The sequence below is a fragment of the Shewanella sp. 1311 genome (assembly GCF_059338235.1).
Map to the genome: position 1 here is coordinate 2478960 of NZ_CM181686.1, position 18297 is coordinate 2497256.

Here is an 18297-nt window from a genome sequence, read left to right on the forward strand (position 1 = left end):
TTTAGCCGGCGGTTTTTAGATAATTTGAAATACCGTCGAGGAACATTTGTACTGAGATCATGACCAATACCATGCCCATCAAACGCTCAACCGCAGTGAGGCCTTTTTCACCCAACACACGGGTGAAGAGTTTATAAAACATTAAGATCACTGCGCTTGCCCCCCAAGCAGACACTAAAGCTATGGTCCAATCGCCCATGCGTGAGCTATCGGTATGCGCCAGTAAGATCAAAGCCGCAAGAATCGATGGACCTGCCATCAAGGGAATGGCCATAGGCACGATAAATGGCTCTTCTCCCGCGGCTAGTCCAACGACACCGCCGGGTTGGGGGAAAATCATTTTAATCGCGATAAGAAACAGAATAATCCCGCCCGCGATACTCACAGATTCAGAGCGAAGATTTAAGAAACTTAAGATGGCCTCACCCGCATAAAGGAAAGACAGCATGATCACTAAGGCGAAAAGTAACTCTCGGATCAATACCTTACGACGTTTCTTGGGATCGATATGCCGTAGAATCGACGCAAAAATCGGCAAATTCCCCAGGGGGTCCATGATCAAAAACAACATTACCGCAGCAGAAAATATATCCATTTAACGTATCAACACCCAAGCCAACATAAGTCCATATTATATACCCAAACAACCTGAAGATGCAGGATTCAGCGGGAATGTAACGCACTTTAGGCAAGGCCCTTAATTGCTCCTGCATAAATGGCATTCACGCCATCCATGGCGATTGCGGTTATTTGCGGACCTAGTGGACTAAGTTAAAAATAACCAACGCAGCATAAAGTGCGTTAAAACCCGCCGGGACGGAGCGCCTAGGGCACTTCACTTCCGTGTTGCATCAATTCAAAAGGTAGCCGACATTCTGTCATTGCTGCGCCTTGAATTGAAGCACTCTAGGCGATCTGAAACTCGTATCTTCAGGTAGCTTGGGTATAGTACCTTTTCTCGGCTTAGATCTGAAAATTTCTCCGCAAAATGGTCAAAGTGAATAAAATTCGCCCCCGAAAACCCCAGCGCAAAATGTCAGTTTGGTAAATTGCCAGCAAGTCACTGCTCACTTTGCCTTACAGCTGGTATACTATGGCGTTTTTTCAGCAAATTTTCCGTGGAATCCATGCTCTATCTTCTTGCTAGCTGTATCGCACTCTTAATTGGGCCACTGTTTTATCGCTACTTTTCATCGGGCAGCGGATTACAGAAGGGGCTCGATGGCTTTATATTCGTCTCATTAGGCGGATTAGTGCTGATCCACATCTTGCCAGAGCTACTGCAGCATGGCGGTTTGTTAGCCGTAGTCTTTGTATTCCTAGGCATCTGGGGACCGACCGCCAGCGAACGCCTATTCCACCGTTATTCAGAAATCACCCATAATCTCACCTTATCCCTAGGGATTGGCGGCTTGCTACTGCACACCATCACCGACGGTGGCGCTATGGTATTGGCGCAGCAAGACGGCAGTTCGATCTTACTTGCCCTCGGGGTCATTATGCATCGCCTCCCCGTCGGCCTCGCCATTTGGTGGTTACTCAAACCTCAAGTCGGCACCCGCTGGGCTAGCTTAGTGCTGGTCGCGATGATGCTACTTACGGGTGTAGGTTACTTCGCGGGCGAGCAATTAATCACTCAGCTCAGTTTAGAAAATACCGTTTATTTACAAGCCTTTGTTACCGGTTCTATTTTGCATGTGGTGCTACATCAACCACACGGCCAGCACGATACCGACAAGCAAGGCAAATACGAATACCAAGCGGGTATCGGCAGTTTGCTCGGCATAGGATTGCTCGTGATGCTGCTCTTGATGGATTCTGGCGGCCACGAACATGCCCACCATGATCACAGCACAGAACAATTAATGACTTGGCTACTGACACTCGCGCCCATATTACTGCTGAGCTATGGTGCGGCGGCGCTGCGCTTTAAATTAGGTCTGACACCGCAGGATAGCAGCTTAGCCCGTCACTGGTTCCAACGCTTAGCGGGGCCAGAAGCCTTAGTGATCACCGCCCTATTACTCGGTCCTTGGCTAGCGTTATTCCAGTTACTTGTGGTCTTTATTCTTAGCGCTTATTTAAGTCACGCTAACGTTACTATTACCGATCCGCATACTAAATTACCCAGTAATTCCCTACGTTTCGGCTTTGCACATTTAGTCGATCGCAGCGCACCGTGGATTTTACTCAGCCTAGTACTAGTGAATTTAATCGGCCATCCTTCAGTGCCATTAAGCAATCCGCTGCTGCAGGTTATAGTGCTGTTGCTCGTGTTTTTACCTATGCGTTTCTGCAACTTAGGCGCTGCGGTACTGGCTCTTGCACTGGCCTACAGTGGCTGGAGCCCTATCGCAATTATGATGCCGCTGATTGCCGCACCTGTGCTTAACATAGCGCAGCTTAAGTTAATGACATGGCCGCAAAGGGCAATATTACTGAGTATTATTGCGCTGAGTTTAGTCGCAGCACTACGTTTGCCACTGTGGTTCTCCCTATTCACTTTGCCAGAAGTGGTGAACTTAGTCGCGCTACTGATCCTGTCGGGATTATTTGCCGCCAGCTTACTGCGCTTAGGCCCACGTAAATTTCTACGCCGCTTAATGCTGAGCAAACCGGCAGCTCATGCGCATAGTCATTCGCACAGCCACGCGCATGGCCATTCCCACGAACATGCACATAGCCACGAACCTAGCACTTCGCACACATCTGTGCAGAGCACTGCTGAAACGCCTAGTGCCCATGATCATTCCGATGAACATACACACGATAAAGTAAAAGCGGATAAGCACTCGCACCACTAACACTGTTCATTTATGAGCAGACAGGCTAAGTTAATCTACCTTTGGATTAATTTAGCCTGCTATGTGCATACTCTTTGTCGCCATTAATGCCCATCCTAAGTATCCCTTAATCATCTGTGCCAACCGCGATGAGTTTCACCATAGACCGACCGCGCCAGCGCACTTTTGGCCACCGGAAGAAAACATACTCGCAGGTAAAGATCTGCAGGCGGGCGGCACTTGGTTTGGGGTGAATAAACAGGGACAAGTCGCCGCTGTGACGAATCTGCGCGTACCGCAAAAGAACCCAGAAGCCATGCGTAGCCGCGGTGAACTCATCACTATGACCCTAAGTTCAGGCTCGCTCATTTGCCCAAATTGGCTCATTGAACACAGTGACAATTATCAGCCATTCAATCTCGTCTTCGGCCAAGGTACTGACTTATATTGTTTTAACAGCATCAATAAAGACACAGTTAAACTCGCCGATGGGTTTCATGCCATTAGCAATGGTGCACTCGATGATATTTGGCCGAAAATGGCGAAGGGACAGCAAGCGCTAGAAGCCGTGATCAATCAGTCCGACAACCTAGAAGTGCAAGCGCTGTTACAGTTGATGAAAGACGACTCCCAACCACAAGATAATGAATTGCCTAACACGGGAGTGCGGATCGAGTGGGAACGGCGCTTAGCCGCGATTTATATTCGTCACCCCGACTATGGCACGCGCTCCACCAGCATTCTGCTTGAAGATGCTGAGGGCGGCATGCATTTCACCGAAGTGAGATACGACGGCAAAGGTAGACAGCTCGGACAGCAGGATTTCCATTTAACCCTGCCCGCCGAGCCACCCACTAAGCCAGACTGTTTATTAACGCAAATCTAAACTGAACAACTGTGCAGCCTTGTATTGAAACGGCGCACTTTAGTCAGCGCTGTTGTTCAATTAAAGTAGTAGCTTAGTCCGAACTGTGATCCATAGTGATCACCCAGCGATCGTCAATTTTCTCAATCAACAGGGTAAACACGCCCGTTGGGGCATCTTTTATCCGCCGTAAATCCCAGCGCCCAACGACCATAGCGGCGTAATTGCTGAGCATTTTGATTTCTTTTATCGTGAACTTCAGCTCACCAAGCGCTTCTTTATTGGGATAATTTTTCTTATAGGCGGCAAGTGTATCCTCCCAACCGAAACGGAACTTACCGTTAGACACAAAGCGCAATTGCTCGCTCTTCCAGTAGCCTTGCATATAAGCATCGAGATCACCGCGATTCCAGGCGTCTTCTTGGCCTTTGAGCATCTGCGTAATTTCATCCGTCGGCACCGCACTCACATGGCAAGTCACTAAGAGTAAAAGTGCCGCAAAAACACGCTGCCAGCTAACCTTGTTTAATAGTCCATTTTTCAACATAGTATTGTTCCCCTACAATCAGGTTAAACTGTATTATACCCAAGCTACCTCAAGATACGAGTTTCAGAGCGTCTAGGGTACACCAATTCAAGGCGCTTCAATGAAAGAATGTCGACCACCTTTTGAATTGATGCAACACGGAAGTGGGGTGCCCTAGGCGCTCCGTCCCGGCGGCTGATGTTGATAATGTGGCAACGCATTTTATGCCGTGTTGGCTATTTAGATCCGCGAATAGTCTTGTCTAAAATGCGTTACCTTACTATGAACATCAGCCGCTGAATCCTGCATCTTGAGGTTGTTTGGGTATATCGCGAATTCAGCACAGACTATCTTGCTAAAGCCAATTTAAAATCTAAAAAAGCTGATGATATTATTGATTTTTCGACTCTGGGCACCGAACTATGTTTACACCACTTTGCCGTTGGCTACTTAAGCTTTCAGGCTGGCAGATAGAAGGCCAACTGCCCGACTGCGCTAAATACATCATCATAGTCGCACCACATACCAGTAACTGGGACTTCATCGTGGGTATCTTAGCTCGTGGGGCGCTTGGCACTCGAATTCACTTTCTCGGTAAACACCAACTCTTTATCCCGCCTTGGGGCTGGTTCTTCCGCGCGATTGGCGGCAGCCCAGTGGATAGACGCAAAAACAACAACTTGGTCGATACCGCAGTGCAGCTGTTTGAGTCGAAAACCGATTATAAGCTAGCGTTGGCGCCCGAAGGCACCCGTAGCCCTGTGACGCGCTGGAAATGCGGCTTCTACCATATCGCCTGCAAGGCTCACGTGCCTATCACTCCCGTTGGCTTAGACTTTTGCCGCCGCACTGTCGTTATCCGTACGCCACTGCAACCCAATGGTGATATCGCGACCGACATGCACGAGATTTTAAGCTTTTATCGCACCATTAAAGGCCGCCATCCTAAGGTGATCCCTGATTTTGTGGCGAGTGCGAAGCATTAATATTTCCCCCATCTAGAGCGGCACACATGCAACCCGAAACTTGGTTACTCTATCTATTGGCCATTGTATTGATTGGGATCTCGCCCGGCCCCATCGCTATGCTGTCTATGTCCCACGGGATCCATTTCGGCAAGATGCGCAGCGTGGCCACTGGTCTTGGCAGTGTGAGTGCCGCATTAGTATTGATGATGGCATCAGCGGCGGGATTAGGCGCCATTATCAGCGCCTCAGAATACGGTTTTACTCTGCTAAAATGGTGCGGTGCGGCCTATTTAGTGTTTCTAGGTATTAAGCTGTTGTTGACCAAAAACCAAGGTCAAACCCTTGAGGTTAGCCAATTAAAAGGCAAAGGCACGCCAAGGCAACTTTATCAGCAGGCGTTTCTGGTGGGGATCAGTAATCCCAAGGATTTACTGTTTTTTGCCGCGCTGTTTCCGCAATTTATCGATCTTGTCGCGCCGCAATTACCGCAACTTATGATACTAGCAGCCACTTGGGCCGCGGTGGATTTTAGCTTTGTGATGATTTACGCCAGCATGGCCAATGTGCTTGCGCCCAGCCTAAAGGCGAGCAACAAGCTGCATTGGTTTGACAGAACTAGCGGCGGTGTCTTTATTACCTTAGCCGCGATTCTTATCTCTCGAAACTAAATTAGTAATCACCGACAATCGTCGACACTCATTAAAATTAGTCGACCTTAACCGACTTTAAGCTGCGAATATCGTTGCCCGTTGGCGCTTGGAATGCCTGCAGACCAAACTCAGGCAATATCGCAAAAATATGGTCGAAGATATCCGCTTGTATGGCCTCATAAAATGCCCAGCGGGTATCGTTAGTGAAGATATAAACCTCGATCGGTAATCCCTCAGTGGTCGGCGCTAATTGGCGCACCATTAAGGTCATTTCCTTATGGATTTTATCGTGACGCTGTAAGTATTCCTGCAGGTAAGCGCGGAAGGTGCCGACGTTAGTCAAATGGCGACCGTTTACTTTCATGTCGAGGTCAGACACTCTGGCATTCGACTCACGGATTTCGTTGATCTTTGCAGGGAAATATTCTTTTAAGCAATTGATCTTACTCAGACGCTCGCGCTCTTCCTCGCTCAAAAACTTAATGCTGTTGATATCGATATTGATGGCGCGTTTGATCCTACGACCACCCGACTCAGACATACCCCGCCAGTTGCGAAACGCATCCGACACTAAGGCATAGGCGGGGATCATAGTGATGGTTTTGTCCCAGTTGCGCACTTTGACCGTGGTCAGCGAGACCTCTTCTACCGCACCGTCGGCGCCGTATTTGTCCATCTGGATCCAGTCGCCCTTGCTCACCATACGGTTAGCCGCTAACTGAATGCCCGCCACGAAACCTAAGATAGTGTCGCGGAACACTAACATCACAAAACCCGTCGCCACACCTAAGCCGCTGAGGAAGTACACAGGGGACTGATCGGCCAAGATTGAGATAGAAACGATAATACCGACAAAGAATAAAAACAGCTTAGTTAACTGCACAAAGCTTTTAACGGGTAAACGCCGACTCACCAGATTCACATCTGAAATTTCATCGACCGCATCTAAACCCGCATAAATAGCGCGGATCATCAGCACCACCAGCCAAATACTCAGCAGCCTATCGACTAAACTACTTAAGATTTGATGTTCGGTTAAGGCGATGGGCACTAATAGATTGAGCACGATTGCAGGCACTAGCATGGCCAGCTTTTCAAGCACCTTGTAACGCATGAACACATCGTCCCAAGTGACTTTGGAGCGGAGGATCACCATGTTGACCGCACGTATGACCACGCGTCGAACAATGAAATAAGCGATGCCTGCAAGCAGTAAGCAGGCAATGATCATGATGCTGGTTGATATGCCGTCCGAGGGTTGGCTATCAATCCCAAAGCCCGCTAACCATGCCGAAATTTCGAGCCTTATTTCCTGATCCACAATTCCACTCCAACGTAGGCGCTAGCGCAACAAACCCATACAAAGGTAACCGCCGAGTTGACCTCGGTTAATGTCACCCTAGAAAATACTGATATCCAAACACAATAAATTTACAAACACTTATTTTAAAAGAGATTTTAGCATTTTGAATTGACCGAGCACAAAGGAAAATGAACAATCTTCAACCTGTTCCCAAGGAAATCATCCCATGAGTCGTTATTCATCTACGCTAGCCTGTCTTAGCTTTGGACTATTGAGCCTAAGCCAACCACTTCAAGCTGCCGAATATAGCACTTCGAAGCCATTGGTAATGTCAGATAAATCAGAGAAAACCGCCAATCCTTCTTATATCGCCCTCATGCTGGATTATGTTCCCGCCGCAGACAATCTCTACGGCATTACATTAGCACCCTATCATTTCGATAATAATTACCAGCAATGGGGCTATTACCTAGGCTATGCCCGCAGCCGTGAAACCGATTTAATAGTGCCACAACCCGCGCTGTCATATCGCCAAGAAAGCCTCTTTCGCTTAGGGTTAAGCTACAGCCTCACTGCCGACTTAAGCTTTTATGCGGGCGGCAGCGGCTATATCAGCACTGTGTCTTACACGAATAACATTTCACCCAAAATTGTCGATGGCAAACCCACGTGGGAAGAAGATAAAACCACCAGTTGGGGCGCAGAAGCTGGGCTAAGATACCGCATTACAGAACATTTCATCCTGAGCGCGGGCTATAACTCCAGTACAGAATCCACAGTTTTAAGCATAGGTTACGCGGGCTAAGCTCCTAGCAACTGGGCTTGAGCAATTTATTGGGTTAGCTCGGCTCGCGCCTTAGCAAGCTCCAATTCCGCTTCGGCAACCTTATTGCGTTTCTTATTGATTTTATCCATAGAACGACCTTCTTCTATGGCTTTGGCCAGTTCATTTTGGCGCTCAGTCAGTTTTTCTTCTAAGGCCGAAACTTTGGCAACGCGCTCGGCATATAAACTGTCATCGTCACAATGGGTTGAGACTTCGTAATAGGCCTTTTCGAGCCCGTCAACTTTATGCTTATTGCCCGCCGCTTTCGCTTGGGCAAGTTCGGCACTGATGGCTTCTAACTTAGCCGCGCAGCCCACTTTAGGGGCTTCATCGGCCCATGCTGCCGCGCTCAATGCCAAGCTAATAACGACGCCATAAATTCCATGTTTAATCTGCATATTAATCTCCTCTCGCTTAATTCATTGATCATTGCCGCTATCTGACTGTGTCCTGTCACCGCGCTATCAATATAGTGCCACACTCAGTGAGCTCAATCTGTATTCGAGTCAGTATCTTCCAGCTAAATCCACTTTATTCGTCAAAACACGACTTAGACAGTGACTAATATGCGGCAAATTGTTTATGTTAGGGCAGAATATTGACTCAGACGGATATCGGAGCCAGAAAATTAATGCAAACTTCATTACGCCTTAGCGCACTTAGCTCATTGTTATTGCTAACATCATCGGTTATGGCCGCCGACGTAGCTCAAATCACCCTAGAAAATGGCGCCCAAGTCAGACTTAAAGACGACTTTACCTGGGAATATGTGATCACAGAAACCAAAGCTGCGCCCAATGCCTTAGCAGCGACGGCAGTGAGCACCTCAAGCAATATTGCCAGCGTCCCAAGTGTTGCTCTCGCCACTCAAACTGTGGCTGCGCCAGTCACCACCTTGACTGCCACCGCAATTGCCCAACCTGAGCTACTAGGCTCAACCGGTAAAGATGGCATCAAAGTCAGCTTTGCCGAAGGTCAATGGAAAGGCGATAAACTTGGACTCAGTTTCGATCTTGCCAGTACCAGCAATGAACACGTGACCTTAGTCGAAGTGGAAGCCAGCTTCTTCGCCGATAATGGCACTTTGCTCAAAACCGAAAAACTCGAAGTGTGGGAAGCCATTTTCCGCATGCCTGAAACCTATCTGCGTAAGGGCGAGCAGCGCAAAAGCAGCGTGATTTGGGTCGAAGGCATAGATAAAGCTCAATGGCAGAAGCAGTTAATTAACCTCAAAATCACCGAAATTAACTCCCGCTAACACGGCGAATAAGTAAGGGATTGCGAGCCAGTTTTCAATCCCTTATCAGTACTTTTAGCGAATGTTATTGCTTTGTAGTGCTAGAGTTCAATGCTTGGACGGCATCGCTTAACTATAAACAATATTGGTTTGATGGCATTTTAGAGTCCTACGCCGATCTGCAAATTGCCTTCCCAAATATACCAGCGATTGATTACATCTCAAACTCGACCCTAGGGCTTAAATATCTGCTCACGCAGCGGATTTATTTGTCATTTAAATATGACTTTAACGACACTAAAACCGTCATAGGCAATACGAGAGATACGAGCTACACCTTAGGATTAGGTGTGAATTTCTAATCCTCACTCCCGATACGCTAACCTGTGCGCCATAGGATGCTCATCATTCAATTGCAGTAAATCCCATAAGTTACCGTAGAGATCTTTAAACACGGCGACTGTGCCGTAGTCTTGTTCTTGCGGCTCGCGCGCAAACTCGACACCATCGGCGACCATACGGCGATAATCACGCCAAAAGTCATCGGTATTCAAGAATAAGAACACCCGCCCACCCGCCTGATTACCAATAAAATCAAACTGCTCTGGCTTAGAAGCCCGCGCTAACAAAATAGACGCGCCCTTAGAACCCGGCGGGGCAACAACGACCCAGCGCTTATCTTGCTCGGCTTGATAAGTGTCTTCAACCAGTTCGAATTTTAATTTATTCACATAAAAATCAATTGCCTCGTCGTAATCTCTTACGACCAAGGCAATATGCACAAGAGCTTGTTTCATGGCGACCTTCAATTAACGCTATTTTGTCACTAGTTTACAGGTCATTTCTTACGCTTCGTAGCCCAAAACCACTTTTGCTTCGCCTTGATACCCCCAAAAGCGTTCATTACGACCTTAATACTTAGCGCTAATGCTGGGTTGAACAAACATTGGCGAGCGAGTGTAAAAACGACTCATTGAGAAAAAGCCTTTGGCTTATCCCTACATAACCAGCTCGTGTCCACCAACCTGTTCGGACACATTGCCGGACACTCTAGCGCCATCTCGGCAGTGATCGGCGGACACTTAAATAGCCATTACATTGATAAGTAATATGAAATTTTTATGGCACAGATTCTGCTGTGGCAGACTAATGCAACTCTGGCATAACCCGCCGATCCACACAGCCATACAAGGAAACACTATGAATACGCGCACTCAACTTATGGGCGGTCTGTTTATTCTCGCTCTGATCCCAACCGCCATTTGGGCGACTCAAACAAAGGGCCAAGCAACGAGCAACAGTGCCGATGGAGGTATATCAGTCTTCAGCCAATCAGTGCTCAGCCAAAGTCAGCCAGATTTCTCATGGATTTATGTTCAGCAAGAGGGCGAAATGACTATTGGCGCTGGTCACAGTGACGATTGGGAGCAACTTGAACGCCAAGGCAATCCTTATCATGCCGATTATCTGTGGGTGAAAACCGCAGGAACGCCTTACGTGATCACAGATCCCGCCATAGTGGCGCAAATCAAAACCGCCATCATGCCTATGCAGCAACAGGGAGAAAAAATGCAGGCAATAGGTGAACTGCTGCAGCAAAAAGGCGATGCGATCAACAGCCAAACTCAGCAACTTTTACTCAATGTTGCGACCGATAATGAAGATCCTCAGATACAGGCGGAGATCGACAGTCTGAGCACATCAATGGACATGCTTGGTCAACAAATGAATGAGCTAAGCAAAGTTCATGAAAGCCTTTCCAATACCGCAGAGAAGCAAATTGTCAGCCTCGCTCAAGCAGCCATTAAAGCGGGCACAGCGATAAAGGCACCTTAACTGCCTTTGGAAAACAGCCAGCGCATTTGCCAACAGGCAAAAAGCCGCAAGATGCTGACACAAGCTTCCTACCCCAGTTGCGCTTAATGCTGATTTAACCGAATCGCAAAACGGCTAATTTTGGCATTACGCGTGATAGTGGTTGAATTTTCGAGCGAAATTGACTATTTTCACGCCGCTTGTCACTTCACTAGGAAAAGGATCAACATGGAACAAGTTATTACCGCAACCGCAGGGAAAGATAATCCCATCCAAATGACAGAAATTGTCTATTCGAAGGAAAAATCGCTGTTCACTCTGTTAGCGATTATCTCAGGGATCGTCTGGGCAGCATTGATCATAGGCACTTTGGGCATGGCCCTGCTCTATGTGTTGATGTTTTTCATTATTTATCTTTTCAGCCACTCTGCTTTTATCAGCTACCTAAAAGGTACAGCTGTCGAAATCAATGCAGAGCAATTCCCTGAATTACATAAACAATATTTAGCATGCTGCGATCGTTTAGAAATGAAAGAGCCACCACGGGCTTACTTGCTGGCCGCCGATGGCATGCTCAACGCGCTGGCAACCCGCTTCCTCGGCCGTAACTATATAGTGCTATTTTCATCGATTGTGGATGCGCTTGAGTCCGATAAAGATGCACTTAACTTCTATATCGGCCACGAACTAGGCCATATTCGCCGCAATCATATTGGCAAGGCACCCTTTTTAGTCTTCGCCACTTGGTTGCCTTTAGTGGGTGCGGCTTATTCTCGCGCCTGCGAATATACCTGCGATCTCCACGGGTTACGTTGCTGCAACAGCTTACGTTCTGCCACCAATGCCGTCGCCGTTTTAGCCGCTGGCGTAGAGCAATGGAAACGTATGAATGTGGATCAATATATCCGCCAAGCTCGCGAATCGAGTGGTTTTTGGATGTCACTGCACGAGCTTAACGGCAGCTATCCTTGGCTGACTAAGCGTATGGCAAGAGTCGACGCCAAAGCACAAGGAACGGAATACACGCCGCCATCACGTAGTGCATGGGCGTTTGTATTTAGCCTCTTTATGCCGCGCATGGGCACAGCAGGCGGTGGACTCATTATTTTTGCTGCGATTATTGGTGTTGCAGCCGCAGTTGCGTTGCCAGCGTACAAGCAATATCAAGAAAAGATGAGTGCAGCCAGCAGCTATACCGATCCAGTTATCATGGCGCCGCAAATGAACACAGGGCCTGCCACAGTCCCCGATGCCGCACTCGCCATTGAACATATTGACCAGTTGCATCAGTCATTAGCTCCGATAACGGAAGTACTAACACATTACTACCAAGGTAATAAAGCTTGGCCAACTGAGTTAGAAGTGCTCGGGTTTACCGACGAGCAGTTGTCGACCTTCAATCTCTATTCCGATGGCATAGTCGGATTTGTTGGAGGCGAAGCGCTCGGTGATTATCAAGGCTACGAAGTCTATCTTTCGCCACAAGTTGATGAGCAAAGTAATATTACTTGGGTGTGCAGCAGTAGCGACATTCCCGACGAATATCTGCCAGTAGATTGCCAAGGCTAAACCTGAGTTAACTCAATTAGACATCGACTGAAGGCTGCTTCCACTGAGGAAATAGTAAAAAGGCACAAAATTATGTTTGTGCCTTTTCTTTATCTTGCTAACCCTGATTTAGCCTTAAAAGCCAAAGCTCTTAAAAACTAAAGCGCTTAAAAGCTCGCTAGCGTTCCTGCTGGCAGATAAGCGTTAAAACTCGCTGTATATAACAGGTCTGTCGCGGCTTCGATATCTGGCGCGAAGTATCTGTCTTTATCGTAATAAGCGACGACTTCACGCAATTCGGCTTTAGCCTTAGCCACTGCAGCACTTGGGGCTAAAGGAGCGCGAAAATCTAAACCCTGAGCCGCCGCTAACAATTCAATTGCCAGTACACCACGGGTATTTTCGCTCATATCGCGCAAGCGGCGGGCAGCAAAGGTCGCCATAGAAACATGATCTTCTTGGTTAGCCGATGTTGGCAAGCTGTCAACTGATGCCGGATGTGCGTAGGTTTTGTTCTCGGACGCCAATGCCGCCGCCGTCACTTGGGCGATCATAAAGCCTGAGTTAACGCCACCGTTTTTCACTAGGAAAGGGGGTAATTTCGACAGGCTAGAATCGATTAGCAGTGCAATACGACGCTCGGCAATGGAGCCCAGTTCAGCAATTGCAATCGCCAGATTATCCGCCGCCATAGCCACGGGTTCGGCGTGGAAGTTACCGCCAGAAATGATATCGCCCGTGTCTTGGAACACCAGTGGATTATCGGTTACGCCATTGGCCTCAGTGCCTAACACATCAGCCGCGTGACGAATTTGGGTCAAGCAAGCACCCAGCACCTGTGGCTGACAGCGCAGTGAGTAAGGATCTTGCACCTTTTCACAGTTAGCATGACTTAAGCTTATCTCAGACTCTTCACCCAGTAGATGACGGAAGACCATGGCCGAATCGATTTGACCTTTCTGACCACGCGCCGCATGGATGCGAGGATCAAACGGGCTACGGCTGCCCATAGCGGCTTCGACGCTCATGGCACCGATCACTGAACTTGCTGCGAACAAGTCTTCGGCATGGAACAACCCTTCCAGCGCCAGCGCAGTCGACGCTTGTGTGCCGTTAAGCAAAGCCAGCCCTTCTTTGGCCGCTAAATCGATTGGCTTGAGACCAGCAATTTCTAAACCTTCGGCGGCAGAAATTAACTCACCTCGATAGCTCATCTCGCCTTCGCCCAGCATAGGCAAACACATGTGCGCCAGTGGCGCTAAATCGCCCGATGCGCCCACTGAGCCTTTTTCTGGCACACAGGGATACACTTCGGCGTTCACTAAACTGATTAAGAAGTTAATCACTTCTAAACGAATGCCCGAGAAGCCACGGCTTAATGAATTGATTTTTAACACCATCATCAAGCGCACTGTGGCGTCTTGCATGTATTGGCCCGTACCAGCGGCGTGTGACAACACGATTGAGCGTTGCAGCAATTGCAGATCTTCGGGCGCTATCTTGGTATTGGCCAACAAGCCAAAACCCGTGTTGATGCCGTAAACGGTACGGCCTTCATCCAGCACTTTTTGCACGATTTGCGCACTGGTGTTGATGTCGGTAATGGCCTCTGGCGCGAGTTCGAGTGTTAGCTTATGGCGGCTGATTTCGCGCAATTGCGCTAGGCTCAAGCTGCCCGGCGTTAACACTAAGTGATTCACAGATTTCATATTTTTAGCTCCAAGCTTTTAGTTATTATTGTTATTTTAAGAAGTTAGCATCGGCTACTCTTGCATAGGTAAGTCGAGCCCCTGCTCTTTGGCGCAGTTTTTCGCAATCTCGTAGCCCGCATCGGCATGGCGCATCACGCCTGTCGCTGGGTCATTCCACAGCACACGGCCAACCCGTTTTGCCGCCGCATCGGTACCGTCGCACACAATCACCACACCCGAATGTTGGCTAAAGCCCATGCCGACGCCGCCGCCGTGGTGCAGCGACACCCAAGTTGCGCCGCTGGCGGTGTTGAGTAGTGCGTTTAGTAATGGCCAATCGGATACTGCATCTGAGCCGTCCAGCATAGATTCGGTTTCGCGGTTCGGGCTGGCAACAGAGCCAGAATCTAAGTGGTCGCGACCGATTACCACGGGTGCTGACAACTCACCATTTTTGACCATTTCGTTAAAGGCTAACGCTAAACGAGCGCGATCTTTTAAGCCGACCCAGCAGATACGCGCAGGTAGACCTTGGAAGGCGATACGCTCACGCGCCATGTCTAACCAATTATGTAGGTGTGGATTATCAGGAATAAGCTCTTTCACTTTAGCGTCGGTTTTATAGATATCTTCTGGATCGCCAGACAGGGCCACCCAGCGGAACGGGCCAATACCTTCGCAGAACAGCGGACGAATATAAGCAGGTACAAAGCCTGGGAAATCAAAGGCGTTTTCAACGCCCATTTCAAACGCCATTTGGCGAATGTTGTTACCGTAATCTAAGGTAGCTGCGCCGGCAGTTTGCAAATCGAGCATGGCTTGTACTTGCACCGCCATCGAGGCTTTTGCAGCTTTCACTACGCCCGCTTCGTCGGTTTTACGCATAGCTGCGGCCTCTACCATAGTCCAACCCTGCGGCAGATAACCGTTTAATGGATCGTGGGCCGAGGTTTGGTCGGTTACGACATCAGGTGTAACGCCGCGCTTAACGAGTTCGGCAAACACATCGGCGGCATTTGCCAGTAAGCCAACAGATACAGGCTGGCCAGCTTGGTTTGCCGCTTCAATCATCGCCAATGCTTCATCGAGCGAAGTGGCTTTTTTGTCGACATAACGAGTGCGCAAACGGAAATCGATGCGAGTCTCGTCGACTTCACAGGCTAACACCGAGAAGCCAGCCATAGTGCCCGCTAGCGTTTGCGCGCCGCCCATGCCACCTAGCCCGCCAGTGAGGATCCATTTGCCTTTGGAGATACCATCAAAGTGCTGTTTCGCTACAGAAACGAAAGTCTCGTAGGTGCCTTGAACTATGCCTTGAGTACCAATGTAGATCCACGAACCTGCGGTCATCTGGCCGTACATGGCCAAACCTAGCTTATCTAACTCGTTGAAATGCTCCCAGTTCGCCCAATGTGGTACTAGGTTTGAGTTAGCGATTAATACGCGCGGCGCATCGGCGTGGGTGCGAAATACACCCACTGGTTTGCCCGATTGCACTAATAAGGTTTCGTCATCTTCGAGGCGTTGTAAGACTTCGATGATTTTGTCATAGCAATCCCAGTCGCGAGCGGCGCGGCCGATACCACCATAGACGACTAAGTCTTCTGGGCGCTCGGCGACATCGGGATGTAAGTTGTTCATTAACATGCGCATTGGCGCTTCGGTCAACCAGCTTTTGCAGCTTAATCTTGTTCCATGCGGTGCAATAATGCGGCGGCTTGGGTCGTGTCGCTTGTCCATTGAATTTTCCTCTTTCAACCTGTGGTGCTAACTCGTATTCGCTGAGTAGCTAATACGGGTTAGCACTATTGTTTTTATTGTGTTTTTATCTTTTAACTTATAAAGATACAGCTATTAGAGTGACTGATTTACATCGGTAAATAACGCCACTGGCGCTACTTGCTAAAAGTTAAGTGGCCGCCGAGTTTAAAGCGGCCACCGGGGTGAACTAGCCTTGCAAAACTCACGACACCTTGGCGCGACCAAGTGCGGCGTAAAATCTGTAAACAGGGCTCAGTGGCGGGGATTTCGAGCCTTTGCTGTAATTCGGCGCTGGCGATAATCGCTTCAATCGTGTGATGCGCCTCGGTCAACGGTGCCACTTGCGATAAATATTCGTGGGGCGTCAGCAAGGTAAAATCCTGCAATAAATAGTCGGGCACCAACTCGGGATTCACGTAACGCTCCTCGACTTGCAGCGGTAAACCCTGCTCGCAATGCACTAAGCTCGAATGGAATACCTTTGCGCCGCGCTCAAGCCCAAGGGAAATTGCGATAGTTGTACTGGCAACGGTTTGTTCTAACACCCATTGCTGTACGCTATAGCCGTGGCCGCGATCTTTAATCTCATCGGCAATATTGCGAATCGCCAACATAGACGACTGGGATTTACGCCCAGCGACAAAGGTGCCGAGTCCTTGGGAGCGTTCGAGGACGCCGCTATCCGTCAGCTCAGTTAGCGCACGTCGCGCCGTCATTCGGCTGCAGGTAAATAAGTCGGCCAGCTGATTCTCGGAAGGCACGCGGGCGTTTTCTTCCCACTCGCCAGATTCGATAGAGGAGATAATGTATTGCTTAATTTCTGCAAACTTAGGAATAGCCAAAACACATCCTCTTAAATTCAGCTTCTTGTTCCTGTGCCCTTGCGAAAGTCATGCTTGCTAAAGTGGCACGGACGAAGGCGACAAAGACACGGGTCTGTCATGCCACTTTCAAACGGTGAAAATTGCGGCTACAATCCTAGCTTGTATATACAAGTAAATACAAGCCAGCTCACATAAATTTAATAAACCGTTAATCACTTGGTTAACATCTGCCAGCACAGCGAGGGGAATACATGTCTTGGGATCAGGTTTGGATTGACGTTAACTTAGCCACAATGGACCCTTCCATATCAGCACCTTATGGCGCCATCACCAATGCGGCCATCGCAGTTAAAGATGGCAAAATTGCTTGGCTTGGCCCCCGCAGTGAACTACCAGCCTTCGATGTGTTGTCCATTCCCGTTTACAGAGGCAAAGGCGGCTGGATCACTCCAGGATTGATTGATGCCCACACCCACTTAATCTTTGCCGGTAATCGCGCCAATGAATTTGAGTTACGCCTACAAGGCGCGAGTTACGAAGAAATTGCCCGCTCAGGTGGCGGCATTATTTCGACCGTTAAGGCCTGCCGCGAAGCGGATGAAGCAGAATTATTCGAACTCGGCCGCCAGCGCTTAAACGCGCTCGCCAAAGAAGGGGTGACTACGGTTGAGATCAAATCAGGTTACGGCTTAGATACAGAAACTGAATTGAAAATCCTGCGTGTTGCCCGCGAGCTCGGCAAGCATCACCACGTAGATGTGAAGACCACATTCCTTGGCGCCCATGCTATTCCGCCTGAATATAAAGACAACAGCGACGGCTATGTCGACTTAATTATCAATAAGATGCTGCCCGCAGTGATCGCCGAAAACCTTGCCGATGCGGTGGATGTGTTCTGCGAGAATATCGCCTTTAATCTTGAGCAAACCGAACGGGTACTCAGCGCAGCCAAAGCGGCGGGCTTAGAGATTAAACTCCACGCCGAGCAGCTAACCAATATGGGCGGCAGCGCACTGGCCGCACGTCTTGGCGCTAAGTCTGTGGATCATATTGAATACTTAGATGAAGCAGGCGTTAAAGCCTTAAGTGAAAGTGGCACCTGCGCCGTACTGCTGCCGGGCGCATTTTACTTTTTGCGGGAAACCCAAAAACCACCTATCGATTTACTGCGTCAATACGGCGTACCTATGGTGCTCGCCAGCGATTTCAACCCAGGTTCATCCCCCATTTGCTCGACCCTATTGATGCTGAATATGGGCTGTACCTTGTTCCGCTTAACACCAGAGGAAGCCTTAAAAGGCCTCACATTAAATGCCGCCAAAGCACTCGGGATTGAAGATAACGTCGGCAGTTTAGTCGTTGGCAAACAAGCCGATTTTTGTCTGTGGGATATCGCCACTCCTGCGCAATTAGCCTATTCCTACGGCGTCAATCCCTGCAAAGATGTGGTAAAGAATGGCAAGCTAGTACATCAGTAAAATGAACGTACTCGCCGCAAAT

General features: G+C 48.8%; 18 protein-coding genes. 10 read left to right on the forward strand and 8 right to left on the reverse strand.

Going from position 1 to position 18297, the window contains the following annotated elements; translation table 11 throughout:
• Window position 1: 1 nt before the first annotated feature.
• On the reverse strand, window positions 2-595 hold the full coding sequence (locus tag AC5YB3_RS11160) for a YhgN family NAAT transporter (protein ID WP_011848195.1): 594 nt from the start codon (window positions 593-595) through the stop codon (window positions 2-4).
• Between the two features lie 532 nt (window positions 596-1127).
• Between AC5YB3_RS11160 and AC5YB3_RS11165 the strand changes: the two genes are divergently transcribed.
• Together AC5YB3_RS11165 and AC5YB3_RS11170 are read left to right on the forward strand one after the other, a co-directional pair.
• Window positions 1128-2804: a ZIP family metal transporter gene (locus tag AC5YB3_RS11165; RefSeq protein WP_494527183.1), complete on the forward strand. Its 1677-nt coding sequence runs from the start codon at window positions 1128-1130 to the stop codon at window positions 2802-2804.
• A 61-nt stretch (window positions 2805-2865) separates the two neighbouring features.
• A complete protein-coding gene (locus AC5YB3_RS11170; protein ID WP_494527124.1) occupies window positions 2866-3669 on the forward strand; it encodes an NRDE family protein in 804 nt (267 codons plus the stop codon).
• Window positions 3670-3742: 73 nt separating this feature from the next.
• Here the strand turns inward: AC5YB3_RS11170 and AC5YB3_RS11175 are convergent, their stop codons facing one another.
• On the reverse strand, window positions 3743-4195 hold the full coding sequence (locus AC5YB3_RS11175; RefSeq protein ID WP_006083706.1) for a YybH family protein: 453 nt from the start codon (window positions 4193-4195) through the stop codon (window positions 3743-3745).
• Between the two features lie 401 nt (window positions 4196-4596).
• Between AC5YB3_RS11175 and AC5YB3_RS11180 the strand changes: the two genes are divergently transcribed.
• Both AC5YB3_RS11180 and AC5YB3_RS11185 read left to right on the forward strand, forming a co-directional pair.
• Entirely contained in the window at window positions 4597-5160 is a 564-nt protein-coding gene (locus AC5YB3_RS11180) for a lysophospholipid acyltransferase family protein (protein ID WP_413495866.1), read from the forward strand.
• A gap of 26 nt (window positions 5161-5186) precedes the next feature.
• On the forward strand, window positions 5187-5810 hold the full coding sequence (locus AC5YB3_RS11185; RefSeq protein WP_494527125.1) for a LysE family translocator: 624 nt from the start codon (window positions 5187-5189) through the stop codon (window positions 5808-5810).
• A 37-nt stretch (window positions 5811-5847) separates the two neighbouring features.
• Here AC5YB3_RS11185 and AC5YB3_RS11190 read toward each other — a convergent pair whose 3' ends face one another.
• Window positions 5848-7113 (reverse strand): mechanosensitive ion channel family protein, encoded by a 1266-nt coding sequence (locus AC5YB3_RS11190; RefSeq protein WP_011848200.1) that lies wholly within the window; start codon window positions 7111-7113, stop codon window positions 5848-5850.
• Between the two features lie 208 nt (window positions 7114-7321).
• Between AC5YB3_RS11190 and AC5YB3_RS11195 the strand changes: the two genes are divergently transcribed.
• A complete protein-coding gene (locus AC5YB3_RS11195) occupies window positions 7322-7900 on the forward strand; it encodes a TonB-dependent receptor (protein WP_494527126.1) in 579 nt (192 codons plus the stop codon).
• 26 nt (window positions 7901-7926) lie between these two features.
• Here AC5YB3_RS11195 and AC5YB3_RS11200 read toward each other — a convergent pair whose 3' ends face one another.
• Entirely contained in the window at window positions 7927-8319 is a 393-nt protein-coding gene (locus tag AC5YB3_RS11200) for a DUF1090 domain-containing protein (RefSeq protein WP_259544542.1), read from the reverse strand.
• Between the two features lie 233 nt (window positions 8320-8552).
• Between AC5YB3_RS11200 and AC5YB3_RS11205 the strand changes: the two genes are divergently transcribed.
• Both AC5YB3_RS11205 and AC5YB3_RS11210 read left to right on the forward strand, forming a co-directional pair.
• On the forward strand, window positions 8553-9179 hold the full coding sequence (locus tag AC5YB3_RS11205; RefSeq protein ID WP_011982065.1) for a DUF3157 family protein: 627 nt from the start codon (window positions 8553-8555) through the stop codon (window positions 9177-9179).
• Window positions 9180-9256: 77 nt separating this feature from the next.
• On the forward strand, window positions 9257-9520 hold the full coding sequence (locus AC5YB3_RS11210; RefSeq protein WP_413488266.1) for a hypothetical protein: 264 nt from the start codon (window positions 9257-9259) through the stop codon (window positions 9518-9520).
• A 3-nt stretch (window positions 9521-9523) separates the two neighbouring features.
• Here AC5YB3_RS11210 and AC5YB3_RS11215 read toward each other — a convergent pair whose 3' ends face one another.
• The gene (locus AC5YB3_RS11215; RefSeq protein WP_107403188.1) at window positions 9524-9955 is read right to left on the reverse strand and encodes a VOC family protein; all 432 of its coding nucleotides are present in this window, start codon (window positions 9953-9955) and stop codon (window positions 9524-9526) included.
• Between the two features lie 403 nt (window positions 9956-10358).
• Here AC5YB3_RS11215 and AC5YB3_RS11220 point away from each other — a divergent pair, with 403 nt between their 5' ends.
• Both AC5YB3_RS11220 and AC5YB3_RS11225 read left to right on the forward strand, forming a co-directional pair.
• Entirely contained in the window at window positions 10359-10994 is a 636-nt protein-coding gene (locus AC5YB3_RS11220; RefSeq protein WP_494527127.1) for a hypothetical protein, read from the forward strand.
• A gap of 207 nt (window positions 10995-11201) precedes the next feature.
• Window positions 11202-12542, forward strand: coding sequence for a M48 family metallopeptidase (locus AC5YB3_RS11225; protein ID WP_494527128.1), 1341 nt, complete (start codon window positions 11202-11204; stop codon window positions 12540-12542).
• Between the two features lie 146 nt (window positions 12543-12688).
• On the opposite strand, the gene hutH is transcribed toward AC5YB3_RS11225, so the two are convergent.
• From hutH to hutC, 3 genes are all read right to left on the reverse strand, one after another.
• A complete protein-coding gene (gene hutH / locus AC5YB3_RS11230) occupies window positions 12689-14230 on the reverse strand; it encodes a histidine ammonia-lyase (RefSeq protein ID WP_494527129.1) in 1542 nt (513 codons plus the stop codon).
• A gap of 54 nt (window positions 14231-14284) precedes the next feature.
• A complete protein-coding gene (gene hutU / locus AC5YB3_RS11235) occupies window positions 14285-15952 on the reverse strand; it encodes a urocanate hydratase (protein ID WP_494527130.1) in 1668 nt (555 codons plus the stop codon).
• A gap of 155 nt (window positions 15953-16107) precedes the next feature.
• The gene (gene hutC, locus AC5YB3_RS11240; protein WP_494527131.1) at window positions 16108-16815 is read right to left on the reverse strand and encodes a histidine utilization transcriptional repressor HutC; all 708 of its coding nucleotides are present in this window, start codon (window positions 16813-16815) and stop codon (window positions 16108-16110) included.
• Between the two features lie 233 nt (window positions 16816-17048).
• Between hutC and hutI the strand changes: the two genes are divergently transcribed.
• On the forward strand, window positions 17049-18275 hold the full coding sequence (hutI, locus tag AC5YB3_RS11245) for an imidazolonepropionase (RefSeq protein WP_071940560.1): 1227 nt from the start codon (window positions 17049-17051) through the stop codon (window positions 18273-18275).
• Window positions 18276-18297: the final 22 nt, after the last annotated feature.